Annotated in this window: 18 protein-coding genes, 5 pseudogenes and 1 riboswitch; of the genes and pseudogenes, 8 read left to right on the forward strand and 15 right to left on the reverse strand. The window is 45.5% G+C overall.

Annotation, left to right across the window (positions count from 1 at the left end; genetic code table 11):
* Positions 1-113 precede the first annotated feature (113 nt).
* From FW758_RS03800 to FW758_RS03820, 5 genes and pseudogenes are all read right to left on the reverse strand, one after another.
* Positions 114-1,426: pseudogene (locus FW758_RS03800) on the reverse strand (IS4-like element ISSba6 family transposase).
* 179 nt (positions 1,427-1,605) lie between these two features.
* Complete coding sequence (locus tag FW758_RS03805) at positions 1,606-2,070, reverse strand: hypothetical protein (protein WP_446444677.1); 465 nt, start codon at positions 2,068-2,070, stop codon at positions 1,606-1,608.
* An 81-nt stretch (positions 2,071-2,151) separates the two neighbouring features.
* Positions 2,152-2,997 carry an FAD:protein FMN transferase gene (locus FW758_RS03810; RefSeq protein ID WP_446444678.1) on the reverse strand — a complete coding sequence of 282 codons (846 nt, stop codon included), beginning with the start codon at positions 2,995-2,997 and terminating at the stop codon, positions 2,152-2,154.
* Entirely contained in the window at positions 2,994-3,548 is a 555-nt protein-coding gene (locus FW758_RS03815; protein WP_006083955.1) for an FMN-binding protein, read from the reverse strand. The genes FW758_RS03810 and FW758_RS03815 overlap by 4 nt, the downstream gene beginning before the upstream one ends.
* Before the next feature lie 108 nt (positions 3,549-3,656).
* On the reverse strand, positions 3,657-4,565 hold the full coding sequence (locus tag FW758_RS03820) for a DUF6662 family protein (RefSeq protein ID WP_063884108.1): 909 nt from the start codon (positions 4,563-4,565) through the stop codon (positions 3,657-3,659).
* A gap of 674 nt (positions 4,566-5,239) precedes the next feature.
* Between FW758_RS03820 and FW758_RS03825 the strand changes: the two genes are divergently transcribed.
* Positions 5,240-6,574, forward strand: a complete 1,335-nt coding sequence (locus FW758_RS03825) for a Na+/H+ antiporter NhaC family protein (RefSeq protein WP_446444679.1) — start codon at positions 5,240-5,242, stop codon at positions 6,572-6,574.
* 129 nt (positions 6,575-6,703) lie between these two features.
* Positions 6,704-7,414: a 23S rRNA pseudouridine(2604) synthase RluF gene (locus FW758_RS03830; protein ID WP_446444680.1), complete on the forward strand. Its 711-nt coding sequence runs from the start codon at positions 6,704-6,706 to the stop codon at positions 7,412-7,414.
* Between the two features lie 162 nt (positions 7,415-7,576).
* Here FW758_RS03830 and FW758_RS03835 read toward each other — a convergent pair.
* Positions 7,577-9,027 (reverse strand): annotated as a pseudogene (locus FW758_RS03835) (DUF4892 domain-containing protein).
* 635 nt (positions 9,028-9,662) lie between these two features.
* On the opposite strand from FW758_RS03835, the gene FW758_RS03840 reads away from it, so the two are divergent.
* Both FW758_RS03840 and FW758_RS03845 read left to right on the forward strand, forming a co-directional pair.
* Entirely contained in the window at positions 9,663-10,151 is a 489-nt protein-coding gene (locus FW758_RS03840) for a hypothetical protein (RefSeq protein WP_446444681.1), read from the forward strand.
* Positions 10,152-10,199: 48 nt separating this feature from the next.
* Positions 10,200-10,778 (forward strand): hypothetical protein, encoded by a 579-nt coding sequence (locus FW758_RS03845; protein WP_446444682.1) that lies wholly within the window; start codon positions 10,200-10,202, stop codon positions 10,776-10,778.
* Positions 10,779-11,435: 657 nt separating this feature from the next.
* Here FW758_RS03845 and FW758_RS03850 read toward each other — a convergent pair.
* The 7 genes and pseudogenes from FW758_RS03850 to gbpA all read right to left on the reverse strand — a co-directional run bounded on the left by FW758_RS03850 (position 11,436) and on the right by gbpA (position 19,897).
* Positions 11,436-13,592 (reverse strand): S46 family peptidase, encoded by a 2,157-nt coding sequence (locus FW758_RS03850; protein WP_446444683.1) that lies wholly within the window; start codon positions 13,590-13,592, stop codon positions 11,436-11,438.
* Between the two features lie 758 nt (positions 13,593-14,350).
* On the reverse strand, positions 14,351-14,836 hold the full coding sequence (locus tag FW758_RS03855; RefSeq protein WP_446444684.1) for a hypothetical protein: 486 nt from the start codon (positions 14,834-14,836) through the stop codon (positions 14,351-14,353).
* 109 nt (positions 14,837-14,945) lie between these two features.
* Positions 14,946-15,179: a hypothetical protein gene (locus tag FW758_RS03860; protein WP_446444685.1), complete on the reverse strand. Its 234-nt coding sequence runs from the start codon at positions 15,177-15,179 to the stop codon at positions 14,946-14,948.
* 39 nt (positions 15,180-15,218) lie between these two features.
* Positions 15,219-15,467, reverse strand: a complete 249-nt coding sequence (locus FW758_RS03865) for a hypothetical protein (RefSeq protein WP_446444686.1) — start codon at positions 15,465-15,467, stop codon at positions 15,219-15,221.
* Between the two features lie 333 nt (positions 15,468-15,800).
* Positions 15,801-16,427: pseudogene (locus FW758_RS03870) on the reverse strand (S46 family peptidase); the annotation flags it as partial.
* 295 nt (positions 16,428-16,722) lie between these two features.
* Entirely contained in the window at positions 16,723-17,898 is a 1,176-nt protein-coding gene (locus FW758_RS03875) for an aromatic amino acid transport family protein (RefSeq protein ID WP_012090059.1), read from the reverse strand.
* Positions 17,899-18,464: 566 nt separating this feature from the next.
* A pseudogene (gbpA, locus tag FW758_RS03880) lies at positions 18,465-19,897 on the reverse strand (N-acetylglucosamine-binding protein GbpA).
* Positions 19,898-20,019: 122 nt separating this feature from the next.
* A riboswitch (cyclic di-GMP riboswitch) is annotated at positions 20,020-20,119 on the reverse strand.
* Positions 20,120-20,530: 411 nt separating this feature from the next.
* Between gbpA and FW758_RS03885 the strand changes: the two are divergent.
* On the forward strand, positions 20,531-21,085 hold the full coding sequence (locus FW758_RS03885) for a TMEM165/GDT1 family protein (RefSeq protein ID WP_006083964.1): 555 nt from the start codon (positions 20,531-20,533) through the stop codon (positions 21,083-21,085).
* Between the two features lie 111 nt (positions 21,086-21,196).
* Here FW758_RS03885 and katB read toward each other — a convergent pair.
* Both katB and FW758_RS03895 read right to left on the reverse strand, forming a co-directional pair.
* Positions 21,197-22,000: pseudogene (gene katB, locus FW758_RS03890) on the reverse strand (catalase KatB); the annotation flags it as partial.
* Positions 22,001-22,246: 246 nt separating this feature from the next.
* The gene (locus tag FW758_RS03895) at positions 22,247-22,984 is read right to left on the reverse strand and encodes a LexA family transcriptional regulator (protein WP_446444687.1); all 738 of its coding nucleotides are present in this window, start codon (positions 22,982-22,984) and stop codon (positions 22,247-22,249) included.
* 191 nt (positions 22,985-23,175) lie between these two features.
* Here FW758_RS03895 and FW758_RS03900 point away from each other — a divergent pair, with 191 nt between their 5' ends.
* The 3 genes from FW758_RS03900 to FW758_RS03910 form a co-directional block, all read left to right on the forward strand.
* Complete coding sequence (locus FW758_RS03900; protein ID WP_446444688.1) at positions 23,176-23,475, forward strand: helix-turn-helix domain-containing protein; 300 nt, start codon at positions 23,176-23,178, stop codon at positions 23,473-23,475.
* Between the two features lie 120 nt (positions 23,476-23,595).
* Entirely contained in the window at positions 23,596-24,078 is a 483-nt protein-coding gene (locus FW758_RS03905; protein WP_446444689.1) for a hypothetical protein, read from the forward strand.
* Positions 24,078-26,055: transposase domain-containing protein (locus tag FW758_RS03910; RefSeq protein ID WP_446444690.1), on the forward strand; the 1,978-nt coding region annotated here is incomplete at its 3' end. The genes FW758_RS03905 and FW758_RS03910, both read left to right, overlap by 1 nt.

Consider the following 26,055-nt stretch of genomic DNA (forward strand, 5'->3'; position numbering starts at 1 on the left):
GCTAACGACACATAGTTAGCGACAAGCGGTTAGTGGCAAGCGGTTAATAACAGACCGCTCGCAACAAACAGCTAAAACGAAAAGAGTGCCCAATAAAGGCTAATGCCGTTCACTTAAGAGTGAACGGCATTTTTCTTGGGTCTAACCGGATACTTGTTTTTACTCATTTTAAGGACTCTTGGATAAGCCCTTTCCCGTTTACCATCCAACTTAAATTGCCGTGCATTGCGTTCTATATCCAATACGTCTCTCGGGACATTCCCCGGTGTTTGTGATGGCAGTTGTGTCAACTTGAAGATGATATAACTCGCCGCATCCCTAAAACTCAGTTGATTAGGATGGACCGATGACAAGCTTTTAGCCATCAGCAACATCTTATATCTAATGAGATTATAGGCCAGTAGCACGCCCCACAGCTCTTGAGTCACCAGCTCCGGTAGTTGACTGCGTAGCGTAAAACGACTCTCCAACAGATGTTGTTTCATCTCTCTGTAGCCCAGTTCGATTTCCCATCGATGGGCATATAAGTCGACGATGTCTTCGCTGGGGTAACGCATCGGGTCAGTCAACGAGGTCAAAATGGCAACTGACTTACCCTTCACTGTCTTAGTGAGTAAACGCGCTTCAAGGGTATCAGGGAGCTGCGGCCATTTCTTTCTGGCTTGAGGCGTGGTGGTGAGTTTCACCCACTGGTCATGTTTTCCCAATGTTCGAACCACCTCATATTGAGTGCCTTTCTTCAATGGTAACAACCAGTGGCTGTCAGGTTGCGCTTGCTGCCAAGCGTGCAGAAGGCCGAGCGAGTAAAATCCTCGGTCAAAAAGGGTTAGACTGTGATTGGGAATGCTAGAAATGAGCTGAGATGCTAAGTTCATTTCATTTTCGGCAACCGAATCAAAGGCGCTGTTGACCAACAAATGGCTGCTTAACTCCATCAAGCAAACCATGCGAATTTGCGGATAAGCCGCTTCGCCTGAAGCGTTTGCGGTTCGTGCAAAGGCGGCTTGATTTTGGACGCTATCGGGTGTCCGCCACACTACACCGTCAACACCATACAAGTTAAGACCGCACCAATGAGGGTGTTCAGCTCTCGCGTGCCAGGTATTGGCGCTGCGACTAAACACTTCTCGAATAACCTCACTGCCCAATCGTTTACGCGCCTGAGTCACGGCGCTGCATGCAACATAATCAATCTCTTGCGGCAAAACAATGTCGAGTTTGTTGATGAGTGACCGAACAGACTCCCCTCGGAACAAAGCCATTCCGATAACGGCCCAAATCATCGCATCCATCGGCAATTTACGCCGTCTTAATGTCGCAACGCCCTGAGAGTCTAAACAAGATTGAATTAACTCACATCAGCTAAGCAGGTGAATTCGGTTAGGCGGGTAATATGAGTGCGGGCGAGTGCTTCTGAGAGTTGCATAAAAAAATCCGATGACATGAGGTCATCGGATTTTGATCTTTTCAGCGAGATCGTCAAGCGATCTGTCTTAACTGATCGGCATTACCAATAAAGGCACTCTTTTTAATGTGTTTTAACATGGGATTTTTAATCGAATGCTTTTGAATTGGGTTTCAAATTGGGCTTTGGTGCAAAACTTATCAGCTACGGTGACGCCTGAGGGAGTGAAGGCGAATTTTACGGCCATGGTAATAATGCCAAACAAAACCTGAAAACAATAACATCCCCAAAAACGTATGCAATAAACTGTCAAACAGTTGGGCTGACTCTGAGCTCAAGTAATACAGTCCCACACCCGTTAACGCTAAGGTGATAAGACTGAGTGACATCACTAAGCCACTCCAATGGTTCAATTTTTTACGCCATCCAGCCCGAATATGACTGTGCCAAAGTGCACCAAGTAGCATCAACAGCAACCAACCTAACAACACATGCAACACCACTGCGGGTAACCGTAGTTCACCGCTGAGACCAAAATCCACATCCCACTGCAACTTAAACTCCATCACCCAAGGCAGCATAAACAAGCCTGTGATCGTGGTGACGCTAATGGCAAGAATAATTAGCCAAAAAAACCAATTTGGATAGCCAGTTAATTTCTTCATAGGAAAATGTTATACACTCAGAACGCAGCTTTTCCTTAGTAAATTCAGTAAGGAAAACTGCAAATAGTACCAAAGGAATGATTATTCAAAACTGACTAATCGACCACCTAAGTGAGCAATTGTGTCAGCGGCGGAGTCAGAGTTTAGGTAACCCGCAACCTTAGTCAACGCATCGGCGCGCCAAGCAAAGGGCGCACTCACACTGACAATACGTTCACTTTCAAGATCGATATTCACATCAGTAACATTGCCCGTGGGCAGTAATAACGCAGGATAATCATGGCTTAAAGTTTGTGACACCCGCGAACTTGCCAGCGCCATATTGCTAACGCAGATCTTTTGGCTCAATCCCTTTGGGCCGCGGCAGAGTACATTTAAAGAGGCGCTACCAAAGACTCTTAAATCGCCACCGGCATTCACCCAACCACCGCCAACGCCCGCACGGCGCAGCTCACTCACCGCCATATCAACCGCATAACCTTTGGCTATGCCATCTAAGGTCAAAATAAGTGGCCTAGCTAATCTCACTTGATTATCTTTTATTTCAATATCTTGCCACTCGCCTTGCAACAGCAAAGGCATACCTAGATAGGCAGGCAAAGCGCCGCGTGACATCATTTCCCCGCCGACGGTACAATTGAACAAATTATTACTCGCCTTGCCTAGCCACTTAGCTAACTTGAGCACTCGTAAACTGTCTTGGCTTACACGAATCCATGTCCCTGGCTGGCGATTTAGCTGATTTAACTCACTGTCTTGCTGATGAAAACTCAGTAACCGACCAATATGCGTCACACGTGAAAAAGCCGCTGTCATCGCGGCTTCTAAGGCTTTATCCCCAAGTGGGATCTCACAGCCCGAATGTGGCAGTGACTCGGCGGCAATCTCCACCAAAGTCCCGAGTAAGGGTTTAGCGCGACGTATCACGATAATGCCGTCTGTGACAGGAAGAGTTGATGAATAACCAACAGACGCTTCACACCATCGAGTAAATTACGGCAACTCAAGGTTGCGCCGCTGATATTGGTGACATCCTCATCCAGTTTAAAGGGATCGTTCAGTGTTTTACCGTGGAACTGTTGGCGCCAACTGGCCTCGCGCACTTGACCGCCATGGGTCTCGCGATAACTCAACACTTCTAAACCTAACACTTCACCTTGCGGGCTAATCCCCACGGCATAAGTAATGTATTCATGTTTACCGACCACATCATCAACCATAAACCAACCGAGAAATTGCCCGTCTTTCTCCACTTTCCAAATCGGCTGTTGATCTTGACGCTGACGCACGCCAGACAAATCTTTGATCTGATCTTTCGCATCTGAGCTCAATAAGGTTGGCCGCTCACTAAATACGGCCGCTTGATCAAAAATCAATGCCTGCGCCTGTGCAACCGTTAAATAGTCAGCAGCAAAAGCGGGCGCGGTCACCACGACCATGGGCATAAACCACAAGCTATTCCAATATGTCTGCGCCATTTCAATACCTAATGTTAGTGAATATGGAATAAAAACGAGCCATCCTTGGCGCTCACTCTGGCGGTACAGCCTATTACATTCGCTGCAACAGCCTTCATTGAACCTGGATTAAAAGTTAAATGCGACCTTCAATCTGATTTCTTGTTCTGTTTTTTCAATCAGATGCAAACTGGTATCGCGCTGACCTTGGTACTGCTCACCACCGCCACTTAACTGTGGTAACCAAGTCAGCGTCGCCCACCAATCAGCACTACCATAATGCAATGAAGGGCCAGCAAAGAAGGACCATCGTTCTTGACCAATTTCAGTTTCAAATTCAGTTTCAAACAGCACTTCGGCGCTAACGAACCAATTAGGGGCAAAACGATAGCTTAAGCCTGTGCCCATTTTCAATTCCAGTTCCATCTCTGGATCCGTCGACCATTCGAAGTCTTCTGGTAGATTAGCGATAGGGGCGCGGTCAGCATAGGTTGATTCCATGCCTAAGTTTCCCACCCAAATTAACTCACCTTCGAGCATGTATTTTTGGGTTTGCAGACCAAGATCTAACGACAAGGTGTCTTTGTCTTGGCCAGAATGCACATCAATCCAGTCGTAGTCGAGGGAGGCTGTCATCGACAAACCTATGTCATCCTTGGCTGGGCTTAAAAACATATAGCTTAGGCCAACTTCGGCGCCAGAGGATTGAAAACCAATTTTTTTCTCTGCCGGCAAATAACCATCGATGATAAGCCCACTGGTGTCTAAGGACATAAACTTAGCAGAAGCTGACACCGCCAGTTTATTCGTTAGGCCATACTCGAATTCAGTTTCGTAGTTAATACCTCTGTAGGTGCCTTGACCCTTATCATTACGCAGGGTGACCTTTTGGTACAGTTCGATGGCGTCTTTAGGCATAGCTTCAGCGCCTTTGACATAACCGAATAAATCTTCACCGGCGATCGCAGTATGGTTCAACCCTAAAGTCAGTAAAGAGACGGCTACGAGACTCAAGCCATGGCGAGAAGATGTATGCATTTAAACAAAGCCCCAAAGAGTTATTAACATAATTTGTGCGGATTCTATTAAACTCTCCAGTACAACGCAAATCGTTATCATTAGTGTTTTATAGTTTTTTATGCGGCTAACACTTTTTTACATTTGAAAACAATGAATTGATTGTTAAGGTTTAATTAATATTATTTTGTTATCTGAACGTGATTAAGCCGCTAAACGAGCGCTGCAAGCTAATAAGCAATAAAAATGAACTCGATGGATCCAGCTCATCTTCTTCGCCTTCTAAACTCATATAGACACTCACTCAGTGCATCAAAGCTTCAAGGGAAATAAGGGCGATAAATAGCCAATTTATCCCATCACCCCGGGCCACAGCTTAAATTTTACGCTATTCCATTCAGTTGCAATACACTCTAAATCAGATAAAAAACCGCTAATTTAACCTGAATGAAAAATGTTAACACATTGATTAAAAACTCAAATATAGACTAATCTTCATCTTATACAACCTATTAATAACCTAGCGATCACAACGGAAGTAAAAACATCTAGACGTCTAAATTGACAGGTTGGCGGGGATCAAATATGCTTTGCCTCAAGTTGCTAAGATACGATGCCGAAGCGACACTAAATTTAAGCGAGTTTGACTGCTAAGGAACCAGCGGAAAGAACTCTAAGCGAAAGAGAGATAACATTTGAGCAATCCAACACCAGCAACACAGCACAGCCCGGCATCTTTCATTGCCCTGTTGCCATTATTTGTTTTCCTTGGTCTTTTCATTGGCGCGGGTGTGTATTTCCAAAGCCAAGGTGTCGACTTCGCCTTCTATCAATTACCGAGCGTTATCGCCATTTTACCTGCGATTATTCTGGCGTTGATTTTATCAAAGCAGAAATTGAATCAATCGATTGATACCTTTATTGGCGGTATTGGTCACAGCAATATCATAGCTATGTGTTTGATTTATCTATTAGCAGGCGCCTTCGCAGCGGTCGCTAAAGCCACAGGCGGCGTCGATGCCACCGTTGCTCTGGGCTTATCACTGATCCCATCAAACTTGTTGTTACCCGGTTTCTTCGTGATTGCGGCCTTTATCGCAACAGCCATGGGAACCTCAATGGGCACCATAGCTGCTGTCGCACCCATAGCCCTCGGCGTGGCCGACCAAGCGCAAATCGACTATGCCCTGATGGCAGGTGCGGTCATGTCTGGCGCCCTATTCGGTGACAACTTATCAATTATTTCCGATACCACGATTGCAGCCACCCGCACTCAAGGCTGTGATATGAAAGATAAATTCCGTGAAAATCTGATTTTCGCTATCCCAGCATCACTGCTAACCTTGATTGCCTTTCTATTTGCAGGCCAAGGCCAAGCGGAATTAGCCACACAGAACATAGATCTCATTAAGGTCATTCCTTATCTGGCCATTTTGATCTTAGCGGTGGCGGGTCTGAACGTATTTGTGGTCTTAACCTTAGGTATCTTATTAGCAGGCGCTACGGGTCTGTTTACTATGGATTACGGCGTGATCCAATTTGGTAAAGATATTTATGCTGGCTTTAGCAATATGCAGGAGATTTTCATTCTGTCTATGCTGGTCGGTGGTTTAGCGGCACTTATGCAGCAACAAGGTGGTCTTGCCTTTGTGAGCAAACAGATTGAAAAGCTGATCACGCGTTTCTCAAAGGCACAAGGTGAAGCCTCATGCCGCGCCGCAGAACTGGGTATGGCTGGCATAGTCGCAGTGACTAACACTTGTGTGGCCAACAACACGGTTTCTATCGTGGTGACCGGTGATATTGCCAAAGACTTAGCCGAGAAACATGGCGTGAGCCCAAAACGTGCCGCCAGCGTCCTCGATATTTTCGCCTGTATTATCCAAGGCTTGATCCCGTATGGCGCACAAGCCCTACTGATCGCATCGACCTTTAGCATCACCCCATTGGCTGCGGTATCACATGCTTGGTACTGTATGATTTTAGCCGTCGTGGCCGTTGCGATTGTGATTTTCCGCAAACGTCATTGATAGGTCGCACTGTACTTATCGCCTGTTAAACAGCAGGTTGAAATAGCTAATTAAGATGCTGATAAGTACAATTGAAGGAGCCGAATTCGGCTCCTTTTTTATATTTAAATTCATCAACCTTGGATTGATATGCGCCTCGCAAAATACCTCGCCCAATGTGGCATTGGCTCACGCCGTGAAGCCTGCCGTTTAATTGAGGCCGGACGCATCATACTCAATGGCCATATCGCCCGCCACACAGATCCCGTCCGTTTAGGCGAATCATTAAATTGCCTCGACAATATTGAGCTTGATGGCACACCCATCACTCAAGCCGAAACCCTCGCCTACTGGGTATTTAACAAAGCCGTAGGCACAGATTGCCGCCTGCTGGAGCAGGATGAAACGAGCCTTATACACCGACTTCCCAAAGCGCCAAGACTCTATCCCGTCGGCAGGCTCGATAAGGATTCCCGCGGCCTACTGCTGTTAACTAACGATGGCGAGTTGACCCATAAACTCATGCACCCCAGTTTTGCCCACAGCAAAACCTACCATGTGCGCCTCGACAGGCTATTCACTGATGAGTTTGTTGAACAAATGGCCAGTGGAGTACGTTATAAAGACCTGCAAACCCTGCCCTGCCAAGCCCGCCGTCTCAGTTCGGACAGCTTTGAAATAGTGCTAACCCAAGGACTGAATCGCCAAATTCGGCGTATGTCCAGCGCCTTAGGCTATAAGGTAATTGACTTACAGCGCGTCGCATTAATGACATTAACGCTAGAATCCTTAGCCGAAGGAGCGATGCGGCCACTCACCCCACAGGAAGTTGCAGTGCTTAAAGCCGCAGTGACAATTTAGAGAAAGACAAGTGGCGAATACACTCAAGCTACTAACCTCAATTTTAGACAAATGCCCGCGCGAACAATATCTTCCAATGAACTCCAATGAAGATAGAAACGCCTGAGATGACTCAGGCGTTTCTATAAAACGAAGCTCCCCTTTCAAGCTTATTAATATGAGCTACTTTTTATCGGAACGAAGCACTAATTCCACTCTGCGATTCAGTTTTTGTCCGGCGTCATTAGTATTGCTGGCGACAGGGCTGTATTCCCCGTTACCGTGGGCGGTTAATTGGGCCGACGGAATTTGAAACCCGTCACTCAACGGCTTAATCACAGCTGCGGCGCGGCGCTCCGACAGGCTTTGATTGTAACTCCGCTCGCCCTTGTCATCGGTATGTCCAACCACATAAAAACTCATCGCCGGATGCTGCTTAAGATAGCTTGCCAGCACCTCCAGTACAGGTTTGGACTCAGGCAACATGCGCTCACTGTCATAATCAAAAAGCAATCCCTCCAACGTCGCCTTGCCAGTTTGGCTAATCGCATCGGTCAAAGCATTGAGGTCAATCGCCACTCGATCATCCTTCAGAGTAGAGAGTTCCATTACCCTGAGGGTAGTATCGGCAGGTGTACCATCGAAATATCCTTGGGAATAGATATCGAAGTAAACATCGCCCTTTGCGTGACTAAGCTTAAACAGCTGATACTCCTGCCATTCGTCCTCTTTATCGTCCTTGATTAATTTGATGGCATTAATCAGGCTATCATCGTCGCCGCAAGCCGTGCCTTTGCAATGGAATACCCGCTCTGCTGCCAGCTTTTGTGCGGCTGCGGCATAATTGCTGTTGATTTCAAACAGGGAATAGCTTTCAGGCATGCGGTAGATTATCTGGGTGAGTTTGGCATCCAGCGACTTGGTCTGGTAGTCAGCTCCGGCAATGCCCACAATCACAGGCACCTGCGTAAAATTGGTTTGCTTATAGCGAGCAATGTAACTGCCAGGCAGACGCCCCAGCAAAGGATGATCTGCCGCTCCTTGAGCATCGTCACTACGCCTATCTTTAATCTCAACCTCTTTCGGTGCCCGCTGTAAAAAGTCACTATTGGCTTGGATCAAGTCTAGAGGCTCAGGGATAGCGTCGAGAATATCGACTTGCAGATAGGTATATCTGTCCTCGCGATTGACGACATAGATACTGGTGTAAACCTCACCGCGAGTACCTTTCAGTTTTGCCGCCACATAAGCACTGTGATAGTCGCCATTCACGCTTTTAAGCGGCTTTAGCTGAGTTTGCATGGCTTGACCATCACCGCAGGTGACGGCCTGACAACTAAATAACACTTCAGCATTCAGCTTTTTTAGCTGTGCCAAATAGTTATTGATCACATGTTCAGGACTATACCCCTCGCGCTTTGTCGAGTCAATTTTCCTGATACAGGCAACAGAGTGAACTCGTCACCATTCACTGCGGTGATAAGTTCAAAGGGCGTAAAGTGGATGCGCTTTTCTTTAGGAGATTTGGCATCCGGAAAGGGGCTGAAAAGCGGTTCAGCATTAGCCACAAAAGCAGTGGCCCCAAAAACAGTCGTGGCTAAGACTGCAGTAATTAAAAAAGTATTATGTCCCATAAAAATCCTTTTCAGTGGGTAAATAGAAATTTAGCTCATAGCTTAAAAACATAAGCGCGAACGATATTACGATAAAATAAGAAATAATTCAGCCTAGATATTACTGCAAAGATTGAGACATATTTTCAGACTGCAGAAGCCACCGCCTTAGTTACATCACGATTAATAGCAGTATCATAATCAAAACCATCTATGACATATAAGCAGTTTAATAACCAAATCAAAATTATATTAGAGTGAGCAGAGTTATACCGTTAATTAGTCAGAAATCCTTCTTTCGTGTTATAGCCATCTGCAATACATCACCTTATAAAGGGAAATAATTTTTTTTCCGAAAGCCTTATCTTTATATGTTGATGAAATTACAGATAGAAAATGTTTGCTCATTCAGCAAACACGGGTGACGTTAACGGATACAAAGACGATGCCGAAAACGAGTCGTTAATAACAAAGAAATAATCAAACTAAGGCTATAGCTTTATTTGATTTTTTCCGTTTCTAGCTAGCTAAATTCATGCTCAAAGGACTTTGCAAAAATGCGATTCAGAATAATATTATCTCACGTAAAACTTTTACTTTGTATATCGCTGCTCGGCGCTACACCTACTTCTATAGCGGAAGAAAAAGCGGTAACTGTGCAAAGTATCCTTGCTAATGCACCTAAACCCCATGAGGTTGAATTTGCTCGTAAAGGCGTAGCAGAAACAAGCATAGAGAATGCTTGGGAGCGGCCATGCCCATATAACAGTTCTCGCTTGCTCTTTGACGATTCGGGCGATATTGACTTAGACGAAATTCATCTCCGTTGTCGCCGCTGGCAAGACTGTAAGACGACGGGAGCTTCAGCGAGTCAGTTTACTGAAGGTTTTTTCAAGCACCATAAAACGGGGGAGAAAATCCCTCAGCAGTGGAAAAAAGATGGCGAAGACTTGGCCAAAAATGACGCAGAATTTGGTGGCGGTTCGGGGCACTCTTATAACTACGCCTTGAAGTTTGCTGAAGAAAACTGGCGCTTGTTTGAAGGGCGAAGTGCTAGTGAAGCTGACAAACTCGTTAAAAAGCAATTCTGGCAATGGTGCGCCGTCGAACCTTTGTCGATTTGGAAAAGTAAACTCGATGATTAGGATTGGCATGTATTTCAATTTCATATCAACAGTGACTAAGGTGTAAAAATGCGATTCAGAATATGGTTATTTCAGACAAAATTTTTACTTTGCGTCTCGCTGTTCAGCGCAGCAGCTTTTTCCATTGCAGAGGAAAAATCCGGCTATGACTTGTTATTAGAAATGGCCATTCCTAAGCCCCATGAGGTTGAACTGGCTCGTAAAGGCGTAGCAGAGGCCAGTATAGAAAAGGCTTGGGAACGCCCATGTCCATATAAAGCATTGGAAGCTGAAGATGGTTCTGCCGAAGGCGACCAGCTTTACTATAGTTGTCAGCGATGGAATGACTGTAAAGAGGTCGGAGGCTCAGCCAGTGTGTTTACCGAAGCTTTTTTCAGAAACCATAAGAAGAAGTCAGAGGAAATAGTCATTCCTTGGGAGTTGATGCGTGATGGCAGTGCTTTTGGCATGGATGAGTCAAATTTTGAAACGACTAAGGGACAGCTTTACCGCTACGCATTGAAATTTGCCGAAGAGAATTGGCGCCTGTTTGAAGGACGAGCCCCTTTAGAGGCGAGTGACTTGGTTGAGAAGAAATTCTGGCAATGGTGTTCTATCCAGCCGTTATCGATTTGGGAAGATGAGTAACGGCTCGGATAAAAATTAATTTGTATTTCAACCTTGTGCCGACAGTGATATTACGCCGCAGATATGAAAATGATCGCAATAGCCAAGCAACTGAGAAAGCAAATTGCGTAATCTTTTCAATCCACAGGTGCTGCTAATGCTAAAAAGGTGAGCCAGGGTGATTTGCGAGACGACCGTCCGCCCCATGGCCGCTTTTTGGCATCCATGCCATCGCGGCATTCGTGAATCTATTCACATCAGACGGGGCGGTCGAGCATCCAAGGATGGACTGGCTGCGTGTCGATGAGCTAATGCCATGCCATGGCAAGCCTGTATGAGTGGAAATCAGCGAACACAAAGTTCCTAATAACTTAAGTTACAGGTTTAACTAGACGACTCCCCGGCACTGACCAACATGTTCCAGCCAAAACCGAGATACGATGAATGCCCGCAATTGGCTCAAACCCAACCAATTAAAAATTTATATAAAACGGCTTTATCACCACCAAATTACACAAAACGGTTTCCAACCTCAGAATAAAAAAATAGCGATAAACCCAGTGAGTTTATCGCTATTTTATTATCTTGTTATGGCTGCATTCAAAGAGTGTTAAATTGCGCTTGAATGCTAGTAATCCGAATAACGCGAGGCTGCATCATTGCTGATGCGGCAATGGATTACTTAACGATTTCCATCTCGGCTAATAAATTGTCGGCATGGTCTAAATATTTCATTACCCACAACATATAGCGGCTATCTACTTGGATAGAACGGTTGATGTTATCGTCATACGCCCAGTCACCGATAATGCTTTCATACACACCATCGAACAGCAGACCGACTAATTCAGCGCGGCCGTTTAGGGTGGGTGAGCCTGAGTTGCCGCCGGTTGTGTCTAACGTCGACAGGAAGTTAACCGGTACAGAATCGATGGCTTTCACATAGAAATCACCGTATTGCTTCTGCTTAATCAGCTCTAACTCTTTTTTCGGCGCATCGAATGGATCAACACCAGTGTCCTTTTGCACTATGCCTTCAAGGCGAGTGAATGGCACAGCCACTAAACCGTCTTTTGGCGAGTAGCCTTTCACATGACCCACAGTGACACGCAGGCTTGAGTTTGCATCGGCATACACAGGTTTACCTTGCTCAAGATTGTAGGCAATGATGGCATCCATGTACTGCGGGCGCACTTTCATCAGCTCGCCATCCAGTTCTTTTTCTTTCTTTTCTTCTGCCATATCTGTGTCATACATAGCCACGGCGAATTGAATGAAAGGATCTTTAGAGGCTTTAAAATCGGCAACGGATTTATCCATCCACGCCAGACGCACGTCTTTTTTGCCTAACTCAGTTTTGGCGTACATTTTGTCTAAGGTTTTCGAAAGCTTAGCTTCGCTGAACTTTTTATCGATACCAAAGGCTTTATCCAATGCAGGTAAACGTTTGTCTTCTGGCAGTGCGGCGTAGCGTTTCAGCATATCGAACAACACGGCTTTATCGACGCTTGGCGCATAACGACGGTCGATACGCTCCATGCTCGCTTTGAGGCGAGTCATATCACGCTCTTGGAAGCCAGGTTCACGCTGCATATCCGGCAGTTGTTTCTCGTTCGCTAAGCGATACAAACTGCGCGCCGTTGGCAACATTGTCGTGCTACCTATGTAGCTTAAGATCATGTCACGCTCTTGATGCGCTTTACTCTTGGCAATTAACGCATCTAGTTCTGCTAAAGTTTTACCGTATTTCGCTTCACGGCCGCTGTCTTTAGCGATCCACGCTGCAAGCTCAGCTTCGCGGGCTTTGCGGTCAGCCAACATGGAGGATTTGCCATAAAACTCGATCATCGAGGTGAAGTTTTTCGCATAGTTTGCAAGGCTAGCAATTTGACTCTCGTACTTAATACGTTCGTCACTGCCCTCTGGCGCGGTATCTTTAATGATCTCAATAAAGCGCTCGCGCAATAACTTACCTTCAGGATAAGCCCACTCGAATTGATTTTGTACTTCATTGGCGGTGCGATATCGGTTGGTGCGACCTGGGTAACCAGCCACCATAACAAAATCACCATCGCTCACACCTTTAGCCGATACTTTTAAGAAGCTTTTTGGCTCGTATGGCACGTTATCGCTACTGAAATCGGCAGGTTTGCCCGCTTTAGACACATAGGCGCGATAGAAAGAAAAATCGCCTGTGTGACGTGGCCACATCCAGTTGTCCAAATTCCCGCCGTACTTACCCACGCTCGCGGCGGGGTTATAAACTAAGCGAACATCACGGATTTCTAGTTGTTTTACTAGGTAATATTCGAGGCCGCCGTGGAAGCTATACACTTGACAACGGTAGCCATCTTCTTTTTCACATTCAGCGACTAACGCTTTTTCTTGTACCTCAATGCCTTGGTAAAACTCACTGCCCACTTTCGACTCAAGCCCTGCTTTTACCGTGTCGGTTACATTAGTCACTTCTTCGGTCACATAGATACGTGAACCTGGCGTGGCAGGTAATTCATCAGCAAAGGTTTTAGCTAAAAAGCCATCTTGCAGTAGGTTTTTTTCTGGGGTTGAGTTGTATTGAATCGCACCATAGGCACAGTGATGGTTAGTGACAACCAAGCCTTTTGGCGATACGAATGATGCCGTACAACCGCCAAGGCTTATCACTGCATTCATAGGGAATTCTGTCAGCTTTGAAATCGATTTCGCATCAATTTCTAAACCCTTGGTTTTTAGCTCATCGGCCATTGCAGGTAACTGATGTGGCTGCCACATACCTTCGTCTGCCTGAACGCCAAAGCTGGCTGCAACTACGGTGGCGAGTAACCATTTTTTCATTGTGTTAAGTCCATTTGGTTCAAATTGAGTCGCTTAAAAACGCTAACATCACGATTAAGCAAAAGCCTAAGACGCTTACAGAGCATTTTTAAGATGGATTCAAGCCGTCTACACGCGCTTGTTTGGATAAAACAAAACGAGCTTTTGCTAAGATAAACCACTTAACATTGTGCTCGTGCTGGCATGGCTTTTACTTTACAAAATGCCTTAGTTCCAAGGGTAAATAAGGAACGAAGATTGTTATCACACAGCTAAAGATAAAAAGTCAGGCACAGAACCTGACTTTATCACATTGCGGGTAGACTCTAACAGTAACTGACAAACTCGCTTACAAAGCAGATACATTCAACTTTTGGCTTACTGCACTTATCCAATAAATCATTGTTAGTCGCAGACTTTAAAGTGAATGATGCAACAATTTATCCGTTAACATACTTCGGTTGTGAAGGTCGCTGGTATTAGTCGCATGATTCCCTAATACAAGAAAAAGCGAATAAAGCTAAAAATGTATCAGCCTAATAATTTTTTCAAAACTCTTCCATATTGTAATTACAAGCAGACAAAGTGAAAATTAAAGCTCATTTTTGGACAAATGCGCGTTAGGTTTTTAGCTCTAATTCGGGAGTTCGGGAGTTCGGGAGTTTGTATTGAAAACTAACGCCCTAATAATGGGCAAAAAATTGTTGGCTAAAATAAGTGAACGTAGTGAACAAGAGCTAACTGTTTTTTGTCCTTGTTTAATTTCTTGTTATACAAATTTAACCACCCAAGTTACTAAATATACTAACTAATTGGTTAACTGAGCCAAACTTAGTTAAGGCTTCACTTACTAATTTAGAGCCCGCATCTTTTGCACCTTTATTTATGGTATCAACAAGCTTGTCTCCTAGGTTTTGGCTAATCTCTAAGGAGCTCGGAACTAGTTTTAGAAGTTCTAACCCTTTTGGAGAAAGGGTAATGTCTATACATTTCTTAGACGTATAGTGCAGTGCCACCTCATTTTCAATTTTTCCATACAGAAAACCCGAATCAATCAACCAAAGTGCCGTATCGAGAAGGAAATCTGCCTCTTGGCATTTGTTAATATATTCTTCGTCCCCCTCGTTATCATCTAAGAACGAACTGTGCTCAAATTCTATGTTAAGAAACTCAAAAGAATCTATTTCAGTTCTTCGAGGGAAAGTTCCATATAGATGAGCCAGTAACATAGCTACCAATTCGTCAAATTTTTGAATGTTATTCATTTTTTCTCAATTAGTATAAGGGTTTGTTCAACACTCGGGATAAGGTCTCGGCTACGCGCGGCCTATCCTTATTTGTTAGGCGAAAACGCACAATAGATGTCTTGCCCATTTAAGGCTTCTGTTCTTTAGTATCGAGCAAGCCATTCGTAATCTTTGTTAAATAGATAGTTAGCGGTACGCTCACTACAGTTGTAATCAACGCCGTGATTATGGCAACAACAACAGGCTTAACGAGCCACTCCTTGAAAGTCTCTCGATCCTTTCTTATCTCGTTTCGAATTCGCTCTTCAAGGACCTCTTTCTTGCGCTCTAAATCTTCAGGAGTTTCTTCGTAAAAATTCATGATTTTCCTAGGATTTTGTTAGTGCGCATACGCGTACCTTTAACCTTTAACGCCTGAGCTTTCAGAGCTTGCGTTTGTAACTTCTATTAGCATTAATAGAGTATTGTAATTTGGTATCAATGGGCTTAGTTCGCCTTTATCGTGATAGTAACTATTGACCAAAGCCTGTACAGCGGGTCTAGCAGCTTCCTTTCCTGAGTGGATGAACACTGCTGATATGCTGTTCATATATCTCTCAAATTTTTCTTCAAACTCTTTGATATAATGCTTGCTCTCATACTCATTCATTATCAACCCCTTTATAAGTATAATTTTTTAGTTTCTAGAGACCCAAATACTCCATAAAAGTGTTAAAAACAACCACTAATATATTGTAAGCCATTGAACAGTAACACGATATCGCTATAGTGAATTTGAGGTGTAGGTTCGCGATGCCTAAGACTAATTCAATTTCATGCTCAAAAAGCAATCGCTAAGTATTGTTTTAATTGACATTAGTTAAAGTAGGGCTTAATCAGTTTGATTTGAGGCTGTCAAGCATATGTTCAAAATGATAATGGGGCATAAATATTAGACTAGGGCACAGGAAAGGAGTGGAACAAAAACACCGTAAAACTAGCACATCCTCTTATCGACATCGCCGCCGTATTTACCCACGCTCGCGGCTGGGTTATAGACTAAGCGTACATCGCGGATTTCCAGTTGTTTAACCAGATAATATTCAAGGCCGCCGTGGAAGCTATACACTTGGCAACGGTAGCCGTCTTCTTTTTCACATTCAGCCACTAAGGCTTTTTCTTGGCTTTCAACGCCTTGATAGAAGGCACTGCCCACTTTGCCTTCAAGCCCGCCTTTTACGCGCTCGGTCACATTGGTCACATCTTCGGTCACATACACACGTGAACCCGGTGTGGCAGGTAATTCATCGGCGGAGGTCTTAGCTAAAAAACCATCTTGCAGCAGGTTTTTTTCTGGGGTGGAGTTGTATTGAATCGCACCATAGGCACAGTGATGGTTAGTGACCACCAAGCCTTTTGGCGATACGAATGACGCGGTACAGCCACCAAGGCTGATCACTGCGTTCATTGGAAATTCGGTGAGTTTTGAAATCGATTTGGCATCAATTTCTAGCCCTTTTGCTTTAAGCTCATCGGCCATAGCGGGCAGCTGATGGGGCTGCCACATACCTTCGTCAGCCTGAGCGCCAAAACTGGCGGCCACGGCAACTGTGAGTAACCATTTTTTCATTGTGTTAAGTCCGTTTTATGTGAATGAAGCCACGCGCAAGCTGGGCCATGTTCTCGTTTTAATCGTGTTGTTTTTATCTTAAGTCACTGTATTAAAACCCAGCATCACTCGCTTTAAAACCTAAAAAGCAAATAGTCAGGCCGGGGCCTGACTTTATCACATCGGATACACTTTATAACAGACTCAGAAAAATTCGCTTACAAAGCAAATACATTTCATCAGCTTCATTCCATCAGCGTTACCCCGCGGCGTTCGCTACAATGCTGACGCTAACCGCGAATTAAATACCAAGCCGTTAGATTGCAACAAATAGCTGCGCGCCCACAATCACAGCGCCTAACAAACCTGCCATCACTAAGCCTGCAGAACCACCCGACACTTGATAACCGCCCGGTTGTGTTTGGCGTTGACGCAATGCCATCACGATTGGCAAGAAGATGATCATCACCACCAATGGCACGGCTGCGAATCCCAGTACCGCCACAAAGCCTTCTGGCAGATACAGAGCACATAATACTGGCGGAATAAAGGTTAACAACCAGGTCTGCATACGGCCGGCAAACGTCTCTTTAGCGCGGGTTAATTCGGCGACAAAGTCGTACAGGCTTAAGGTCACCCCTAGGAATGAGGTCACTAGGGCTAAATCGGCGAATAACGAAATACATTTGCTGATCCAAGGCGTATGGGCAATATCCTGCAATGCTGTCACTAGTGACGGTAATGAACCTTCGAAACCACTCACTTCATAGCCGCCTACAGTGCCTAAGGTCACCAATAGCCAAAGCACATAACAAGCGAGTGGAATCGTCGAACCGATTAACAATACCTTGCGCAGTGAAACTGCATCGCCATCCAGATAACGCACTAAAGTGGCAATACAAACGTGGAAACCAAAAGATGTAAACACTACGGGAATCGCCGCCATCCAACTGCTGGTCATCGACTCGGCTATCGCGCCCGTTGCCATGCTGGCAATACTGACTTCAGGCAGGAGAAATAACACCACAACCACCAGCAGTAAAATCATTAACGAAAACAGGAAGCGGGACACTTTATCGACCCAAGCCACTCCTAGCGCCGCAAATCCGCCGAGCACTAAGGTAAACAACAATACGGCGACTTGATTATCGAGCACGATATCGAACATGTTCTTCGCTTTAAGCACTAATAGCGATGACCCACCGGTGAGATAAGCCGCAGTCAAAGCAAATAATAAACTTAAGAAAGAAGCGCCTTGAATTATTTGACCTTTTTTACCCAGCAATTTACCCGTAATGACATGCAGATTATCACCCACGCCAGTGCGTAAGTTAATTTCGAGCATCAGTAATGAGGTATAGGCAGATACGCCCCAAATAACTACGAGTAACACTAACGCTGGAATAATACCTAAAGCCGCGGTGGCTAAAGGTAAGGCTAACATACCTGCGCCAATGGCCGTCCCGGCAACGATGGCGATCGAGCCTAACATTTTTGAATTCACACAATAGTCCTGTTCAATGATTAATTATTATTTTATTTGAGTAAGATTTGAACCGATAAAGCCTTGCGTCTTAAATCGAAATAAGCAACACATCACTTAAAGCAGCTTCAAAAAGCATCCAATCGGATCTCATTCCTGCAGATCAATTGGCCCCAATAGCTTTTGAATATTTCAACCCAGTAGCCATTGAGGCTAACTAAATCGGTTGCATAAAAGTGGCATGACTTTCAATTGTGATAATCCTAATAACAACATAGGTAAAATAGATAGTTTGGGACATTAACAGAGCCAAACCCAGTGGGCAAGCCAGTTGTGAACAAAGATAAGTCGCGCACTGTACGGTAACAACTTAATAGCGCTGTGATAAACGAAAACATACAAGCTAACAAAATCGCTACCTTTGTTGGAAATACGTGGGGTTCAGCATTGTGGGGGAATCGAGGTAAAACGTATATTTTGACCGTTGCGAGCGCGCTGAATATGGGCTTAAACATATTCGCTGTGTTTAAGCCCAATCACATCATGTTGAGAATCGATTAACTCAAGATGTTAATTTACAGCTCAGTCCACGCCATAGTCCAAGAAGCGCCAACACCTGGCTCAAATCCTGTGGCAGAAGCCGACCACTGCATGCAATAGCCGCTATAGGGGAATGGCTTACATTGATACACTTTGCCATTTTTAGGCTGTAACACTGTAGTGCCCGCAACGTAACCTTTCACCCCTTCAGGGAAGACAAAATCCGCTTCTGGCGCTGGTGCTTGATCCTTTAAGAAAAGATCAAAGTTCTGCTGAATAACATCACCTTGTTTAGGCTCAGCTTTAACCTGCAAGTGATAATGCCCTGCTTTAGGCGCAACCACGTCTAACACTAAGCTCGCACTGGTATTATTAACAGTTTGGCTGACAAAACCCGCAGCCGTACCATCGTGGCTAAACAAATACGCAGACACTAACATTTCGGCATTGCTGGTGACGTCAAAACGAACCTGCGCCGCGCCGTCGATAATTTGATAATCGTCGGCAAGTGAAGTGACTTCTAAGCTATTGCCCGGCGCGGGCGCCAGATCAAATCCCACTTCGACACGCTAAATACCTGAAGTCGTCGCAGTAAAAATGTCGTTTTTGCCATACACAGGCTCAATCACACCTGATGCATTTTTTTGTCCCGCTTTTAACTGAGACTGCTGGGCATTAATCGCGCTCGCTAAATAGGAAAGGCCAATTTTGTTTATCACCTTGAGTCGCATCGCTAATGGTAATCACTGTTTGCTTAGCCGCTTGCTCACCATTGGCATCGAACACTCGAGTCATCACTTTATCGCCCGCCTTGAGATCGAGTGACGGATTGATGTCGCCCACATCGAGCCATTCACCCGGTACGACGGGACCCGAATCTAAGTTTACATCGATAGCAGGTGGTATCACCCACTTCCCACACGGCTAGAATCACTTGATAACCGCTGCGACCTTCTGGCACATAACAGTCATGGGTCACTAACTTAGGCGGCTGCACCATGCCACCATCGACTACGCAGAATGGCGCTAAGTCAAAGCTCGCACGGCTTAAAGCTTGGTTTTGATTCCAATCTTGGCGAGTTAAATAATAACGCCAATTGCGGGTGACATGATTGGCAGTGAACTGCCAACTGAACTTATTCCAGCCCGCTTTAATATCTGTCTTTGACCAACGGCTGGGACTCTGTTCATCTAAAGGCGAGAAAGCACCATTACCCGCACTCGCTAGTTTGCCATCCGCAGGACCTGACTCAGGAAAACCCGATGGCCCTTCAACGCTTTGCGGTTCCCATTGCACCGCGCCACAGTTGGCATTGTTGCCGGTTTTACAGGCATAGGAACGTGACTCTGGCGCCACAACATAACCGTGTGCCTGTGCAGAAATACTCACAAATGTATTTGCCGCCATCACTGCGGCGGCCAATAAACTCAATTTAGAAACAGGGGAAAAAACAGTAGGATTTGCCACTTTAATGCACTCCATTTGCACCCATCTTCGCCAGTATTGGCTTGGGCTTAGGTATAAAAGTGGTATTTGGGCAAACAACAGCATTAAACAGCAGTCGTTTATCTTTCACAGAAATCGAATTCTGCGGCAACTCCGCTATCTTAGTTCACTAAAAAATCCATTTACAACCTTAGACCGGAAGCTTTGCGTCCTAACTTTTCAATTAGTTTGCCAAATACGGTAGGTGTCATCGAATCACTACGAGTTAATAGTATGTAATCAAGTAGAAATGACTTGGCTAAATTAGCAACAAAAGACAACGCTGTCAAAAAATTAACCCATTTATATTCATATAATTACAGAATGTTGCGCGGTATTTTTCTGACACCTGTCAAACATCCATTCGTGTCTACTGCGATAAACTGGTGCTTGAAACCGAAGTTCACTTAGGTATAATGCCCAACTCGCTTCGGGGGAGTAGCTAACTGGATTTCGAGCCATCGTCATCTAGGGTGAACATCAACATACTTGGCCACACGCCATGGTGTTCACAGCAAATCATCGATTTGCCCAGCAAGACCTGAGCACAATGACTGCACCTAGGGGTGGACGGTTTATTGTGCTTATGTCTTAACCACCCCTAAAGGATCACACTTGGAAGCCCTACTTGCATCAACCTTTACGGTTGCTATTGCCGAAATTGGCGATAAAACTCAATTACTTGCACTTATTCTCGCCGCAAGATTTAAAAACAAAACTGCCATTATTTTAGGCATTTTTCTGTCAACGTTATTCAACCATTTTGCCGCCGCTTGGATTGGCCAATGGGCGATTAACTGGGTCAGCCCAGATCTTGCCCGCTATTTAGTTGCCGCATCCTTCTTCGCGATAGCCCTTTGGGTGTTAATCCCAGATAAAGTCGATGCTGAAGAGAGCCGTTTCTATAAAATGGGTCCCTTCCTCGCCACCTTTATCCTGTTTTTCATCGCCGAGATGGGGGATAAAACACAAATCGCAACAGTAGTGTTAGCCGCAAAATACGATTCATTAACTATGGTGGTTGCTGGCACAACCTTAGGCATGCTGCTTGCTAACGTACCTGTGGTGATCGCAGGCCATTTCAGCGCCGAAAAATTACCTATGTTATGGATACACCGCGGCTGCGCCGTATTGTTCGCACTGTTAGGCGTAGCAACACTACTGTTCTAGATCATTGATCATATTGAATTAAGGCAACAAAAAGGCCAGTGATAAACATCACTGGCCTTTCTACTTACAGCGGTTGTATTGAGATAAACAGTGTCGACTTAGAAACGCAGTTTATAATCCTAATGCCGTTCTAATACGTTGACCGTAATCCGCATCGGCTTGTTCGAAATGTGCCAGCATACGTTGCTGCACATCTAAGCTTGTTTGACTTAGTGAGCCTGAAATCGTTGCCACTAAGCGTGCTTTCTCCGCTTCTGAGAAGATGCGATACAGATTACCCGCTTGGGTGTAGTCGTCTTGGTTATAACGGCTATAACGCGCCGCCTCGCCTTCTAAACGCAGTGGTGGCTCGGTAAAGTTTACCGGTTCAACCAGAGCATCCGCAGTGCTGTTCGGGCCATAGTTTGCCGTGGCATCAGCACCCGTTTGGCTGCCATGGTAAGGACATTGTGTGCCCGCCATAGCGCCCGCACGTTGATGGTGATTTGCCTTAGCGGCATGTGGGCAGTTCACCGGTAACTGGTTGTAGTTGGCACCAATGCGGTAACGCTGGGCATCAGCATAGGCAAATAAACGCGCTTGCAACATCTTGTCGGGTGAAGCTCCAACACCGGGAACCAAATTACTGGGCGCCAATGCCACTTGCTCAACTTCGGCAAAGTAGTTTTGTGGCAGGCGATTCAGCTCTAACACCCCAATCTCAAGCAATGGATAGTCGCTATGTGGCCAAACCTTAGTTAAATCAAATGGATTGATATGGTAAATATTGGCATCCGCCTCAGGCATGATCTGCACGTTAACAGTCCAACGCGGGAAATTGCCATCGGTAATCGCCACCACCATATCGCGCTGTGATGAATCGGGATCTATCCCCTTTAATTTATCAGCCTGTTCATTAGTTAAGTTGACCACTGTATAGACTCTTAAATAATGATCAGAAACCAATTAAATCGAGATTAGATAAAATTTGGCCTGAATAAATGAGATCGATTGAGGAACGGCGCGGGTTTGCTGGGCGAGTTGTCCAGGCTACCGCGCCGTTTTTGTATCTGATTGGTGCGATCTCAATTTTGATCAATGGCGATCCAATTTAGGCAAATGCCGCTAAAAAAGTGATCACTGTGATTTAAACCTATGTGACGTTTAAAAGAGGTTTAAATTTTAATCCCCAATATCCTTCGAGATGTGAACAACCTGCCCAACAACATGGAAGTTATGCTGTTCAGTCTTAGGCACTTCGATTGGCGGGTATAAAGGGTTATCACTCAATAAAAGCCAAGCATTTGGTTTAACCTGAACGCGTTTAACCCATAGTTGGTTATCACTGCGTATCACATAGATATTGCCATCTGTAAGCTCGGTGCGTTGCATATTAATTAGCAAGGTATTGTTATTGCTAATGATGGGTTCCATGCTATCGCCCTTGGCCCATACTACTACTAAGTCCTTTTCAGCAAAGCCTCGCCATTTAAGCCACCGCTTTCTAAATGCAAGATGACGGCTAGGCTCAACTTCATCCGAACCTTCACTCCCCCAACCCGCAGACACCTGAACGCTATAGCCTGGTATCAAGGCGAACTCAGATAGAAAGTCTCTATTAGCTATATAGCCACCACAAACCCCTTCAGTTACTTGATGCTGATAGGGTTGCTCAACCTCATTGAGATACTTCGGTCCATCTCCTGTCGCTAACCATAAAAGATTAACCCCGCCAACTTTAGCAATGGAAACGATCGGCTCAATCGTGGGCTGGCTTGTATCTGCAATGTAACGATGTAGCTGCGATTCAGAAATTCCCGCCATATTTGCGAGTTTCTTTTTGCCGCCAACCATATCTGCAACTTCTGATATGCGAGTTCCTATAGTAGAACTCGAAACGGAACCAAGTTCCTTTTCCATTATTAGATACCGTAAATAGTGATTATTCTTTTGTAAGCAATGGCTTAGTGTGTACCCTTTATTGTTTATTCACATAAGACAATCGGAACTGTCATATATGAGTTGATAGTCGCGCATATATGCGTTAATGTTTAGCTGTCAGATTAAACTAAACGCATAAACGGAACGACTAACTTTAGGGGTAAAAAAATATGCGTCAGCAAAAAGAATCACCACGCATAAGAACAGACTGGCATCGAGCAGACATTATTGCTGCTATCCGCAAACAAGGCACTACATTGGCGGCGGTCGCTCGTGAAAATGACCTTGCTTCGAATACCTTGCAAAACGCTTTACGGGTTTCTTGGCCAAAAGGTGAACGCATTATTGCAAGAGCAATTGGCATTGAACCAGAAGACATTTGGCCTAGTCGTTACCCACATCCTAACAAATCTGTCAAAAACAATGTTAGCACAAATGACAGTGTGAGCACACAAAGGGAGGTTGCATGAACGCAATCATCTCTATTACCTCAATTCAGTTATTTCAGATCAATGGTAGTCAGGCGATCGCTTCTTTCATAGCAGCAAGATCTGGCTTTGTTTGGAACACTCCCGTTAAGGCATAACCCAATGAGTAGACGCAACTGGAAAAAGGTCCGTGCCAATAGCCTGCGCCATGCAATGGAGTTGTGCTTAGAGTTTGCCCGCGAAAAACAAAACCTTTCAGTAGACCGCGTTGCCGATCTGATGGGTTTACCTAGCAAGTGGACGCTATATAAATGGCTTGAGAATGGTCGTATTCCTGCCGTATTGATCCGCCCATTTGAGCATGCTTGTGGTGCGGATTACATGACCTTGTATATCGCCGCATCCAGCAATCGCCTAATTGTTGAGATACCAAGTGGTCGCAAAGCAACAAGCAGTGAAGTAAATGATTTACAGGGATCATTTAGTGAGGCCATGGGTTTACTGATCCGTTTTTATCAAGGACAAAGTGCAGCTGCTGACACCATCAATTCTCTAAATAATGTTATGGGCGGTATCGCATGGCATAGCGAGAACGTCCGTAAAGCAGAAACCCCTGAGCTTTCACTTTTTGAAGGGGGAGAATAATGATGAATTTATGGGTTACCGCTAAAGAAGTCGTAGGGCTTCCTGAATTACCAGGCACTGAACGCGGATGCCGGAAGACACTAGAAAGATTAGTGGAAGGCATATCAGAAAAATGCCGCAAAAGAGCTGGAACCAAAGCTACTGAATATCACCTTAGTGTTTTACCTCCGGCGACTAAAGCCAAGCTGTTAGCGCAGCAAGGCAAGATTGAGCTTAACGGTACTGTGCTGAATGCCCCAAAACCTAAAGCCGCGCGTGAGCGTTACGATGCCGCGAGCCTGTGGCAATTGTGGGAACGTGCAGGTGAACATGCGCAATCTGTCGCTAAAAGCAAACTGGCCTATGTCAGTGCCTTTTATGCGCTAGTGGAAACAGGTACCAACAAAATGGCGGCTTATGAGCATATCGCCGTTGAGTTTGGTGTAGCCGTGCCAACCTTGCGCCGTGACTGTAAAAAGGTCGAAGGCTTTGATAAAGCCGATTGGGCACCGCAGTTGTTGACCAAAAACAAAATTGCGGCCATGAACAACGCCGCTAACCGTTTAGCCCCCGTGAGTGATGAAGCGTGGGAATGGTTTAAAACCGACTACCTGCGGTTAGAACAACCTAACTTTGCCACTAGCTATTGGGCCTTGTTAGACACCGCCAAAAAACATGGTTGGCAAGTGCCCTCGGTAGATAGCCTTAAACGCCGCTTAGATAAAGAAGTGCCGTTTGAGCAACAAGTTATGCTGCGCCAAGGTGAGCATGCACTAATGATGCTCTATCCAGCGCAGCAACGTACCGTGCTTGATATTGAGGCGATGGAGTGGATCAACGGTGACGGCTATCAACACAACGTGTTTGTGCGCTGGCATAACGGCGAGATCCTGCGCCCTAAAACATGGTTTTGGGCAGATATTCGTACCCGCAAGATCCTCGCTTGGCGCGTTGGTGTGTCTGAAAACACCGACACTATTCGCCTGTCGCTAATGGATGTGGTGAATCAATATGGCATCCCCAAACATATCACCATAGACAACACTCGCGCGGCCGCCAACAAGTGGATCACTGGCGGTGTGCCAAATCGTTATCGCTTTAAAGTTAAGCCAGATGACCCTATGGGATTGATCCCTATGCTTGGCATCACGTTGCATTGGTCGAGTGTGATTTTAGGCAAAGGCCATGGTCAAGCTAAACCGATAGAACGTGCCTTTGGCGTAGGCGGTTTAGGTGAGTTTGTTGATAAACACCTTGCTTTTGCTGGCGCGTATACGGGGCCAAATCCTACCGCAAAACCCGACAACTACGGCAGTACAGCCGTTGCTGCAGAGGTGTTTATGCAGGGGCTAGCCGAAGGTGTGCAACGCTTTAACGCTCGACCAAATCGTGAAACCGAAGCATGCCGCGGCATTATGTCGTTTGATGAAGCATTCATCTCTAGCTATCAAAACGCCACGGTGCGTAAAGCCACTGCTGAACAAAAGCGCATGTTGCTCCTGAGCGCCGAAGCGGTGCGGGTGAAGAAGGACGGAACCTTTATTTTGGACGCTGGCGGCGCGATAGCTAACCGCAAAAACCGCTACCACCACAATGAGTTATTTGCCTATGTCGGCCAGAAGATCGTTGCCCGTTTTGACCCAGACGACCTGCACAGCATGGTGGTGTGTTACACGCTCTCTGGTCTGCTGATCTGCGAAGCGGAATGTATTGAAGCCGTTGGCTTTGGCGATAGCACTAGCGGCAGGGAACACAAACGCCACGCTATCAAATTTACCAAGGCCAATAAGCTAGCCGCCAAAGAACACTTGAGCATGACAACGATGGAGGCCGCCGAGCTAATGCGCGGCGTTGAACCTGAGCCGCCATTAACGCCAGCAGCCACCGAGATGGTGCATATCCGTCACGGCAATACCGTGCGCACTGTCTCCGCCCAGCCCTTAGCCCAAACAGAAAGTGAAAACTTTGAAGAAGCTTTTGCACTAGGCGTATCGGCAC

The sequence above is a fragment of the Shewanella sp. 1180_01 genome, from assembly GCF_052850535.1.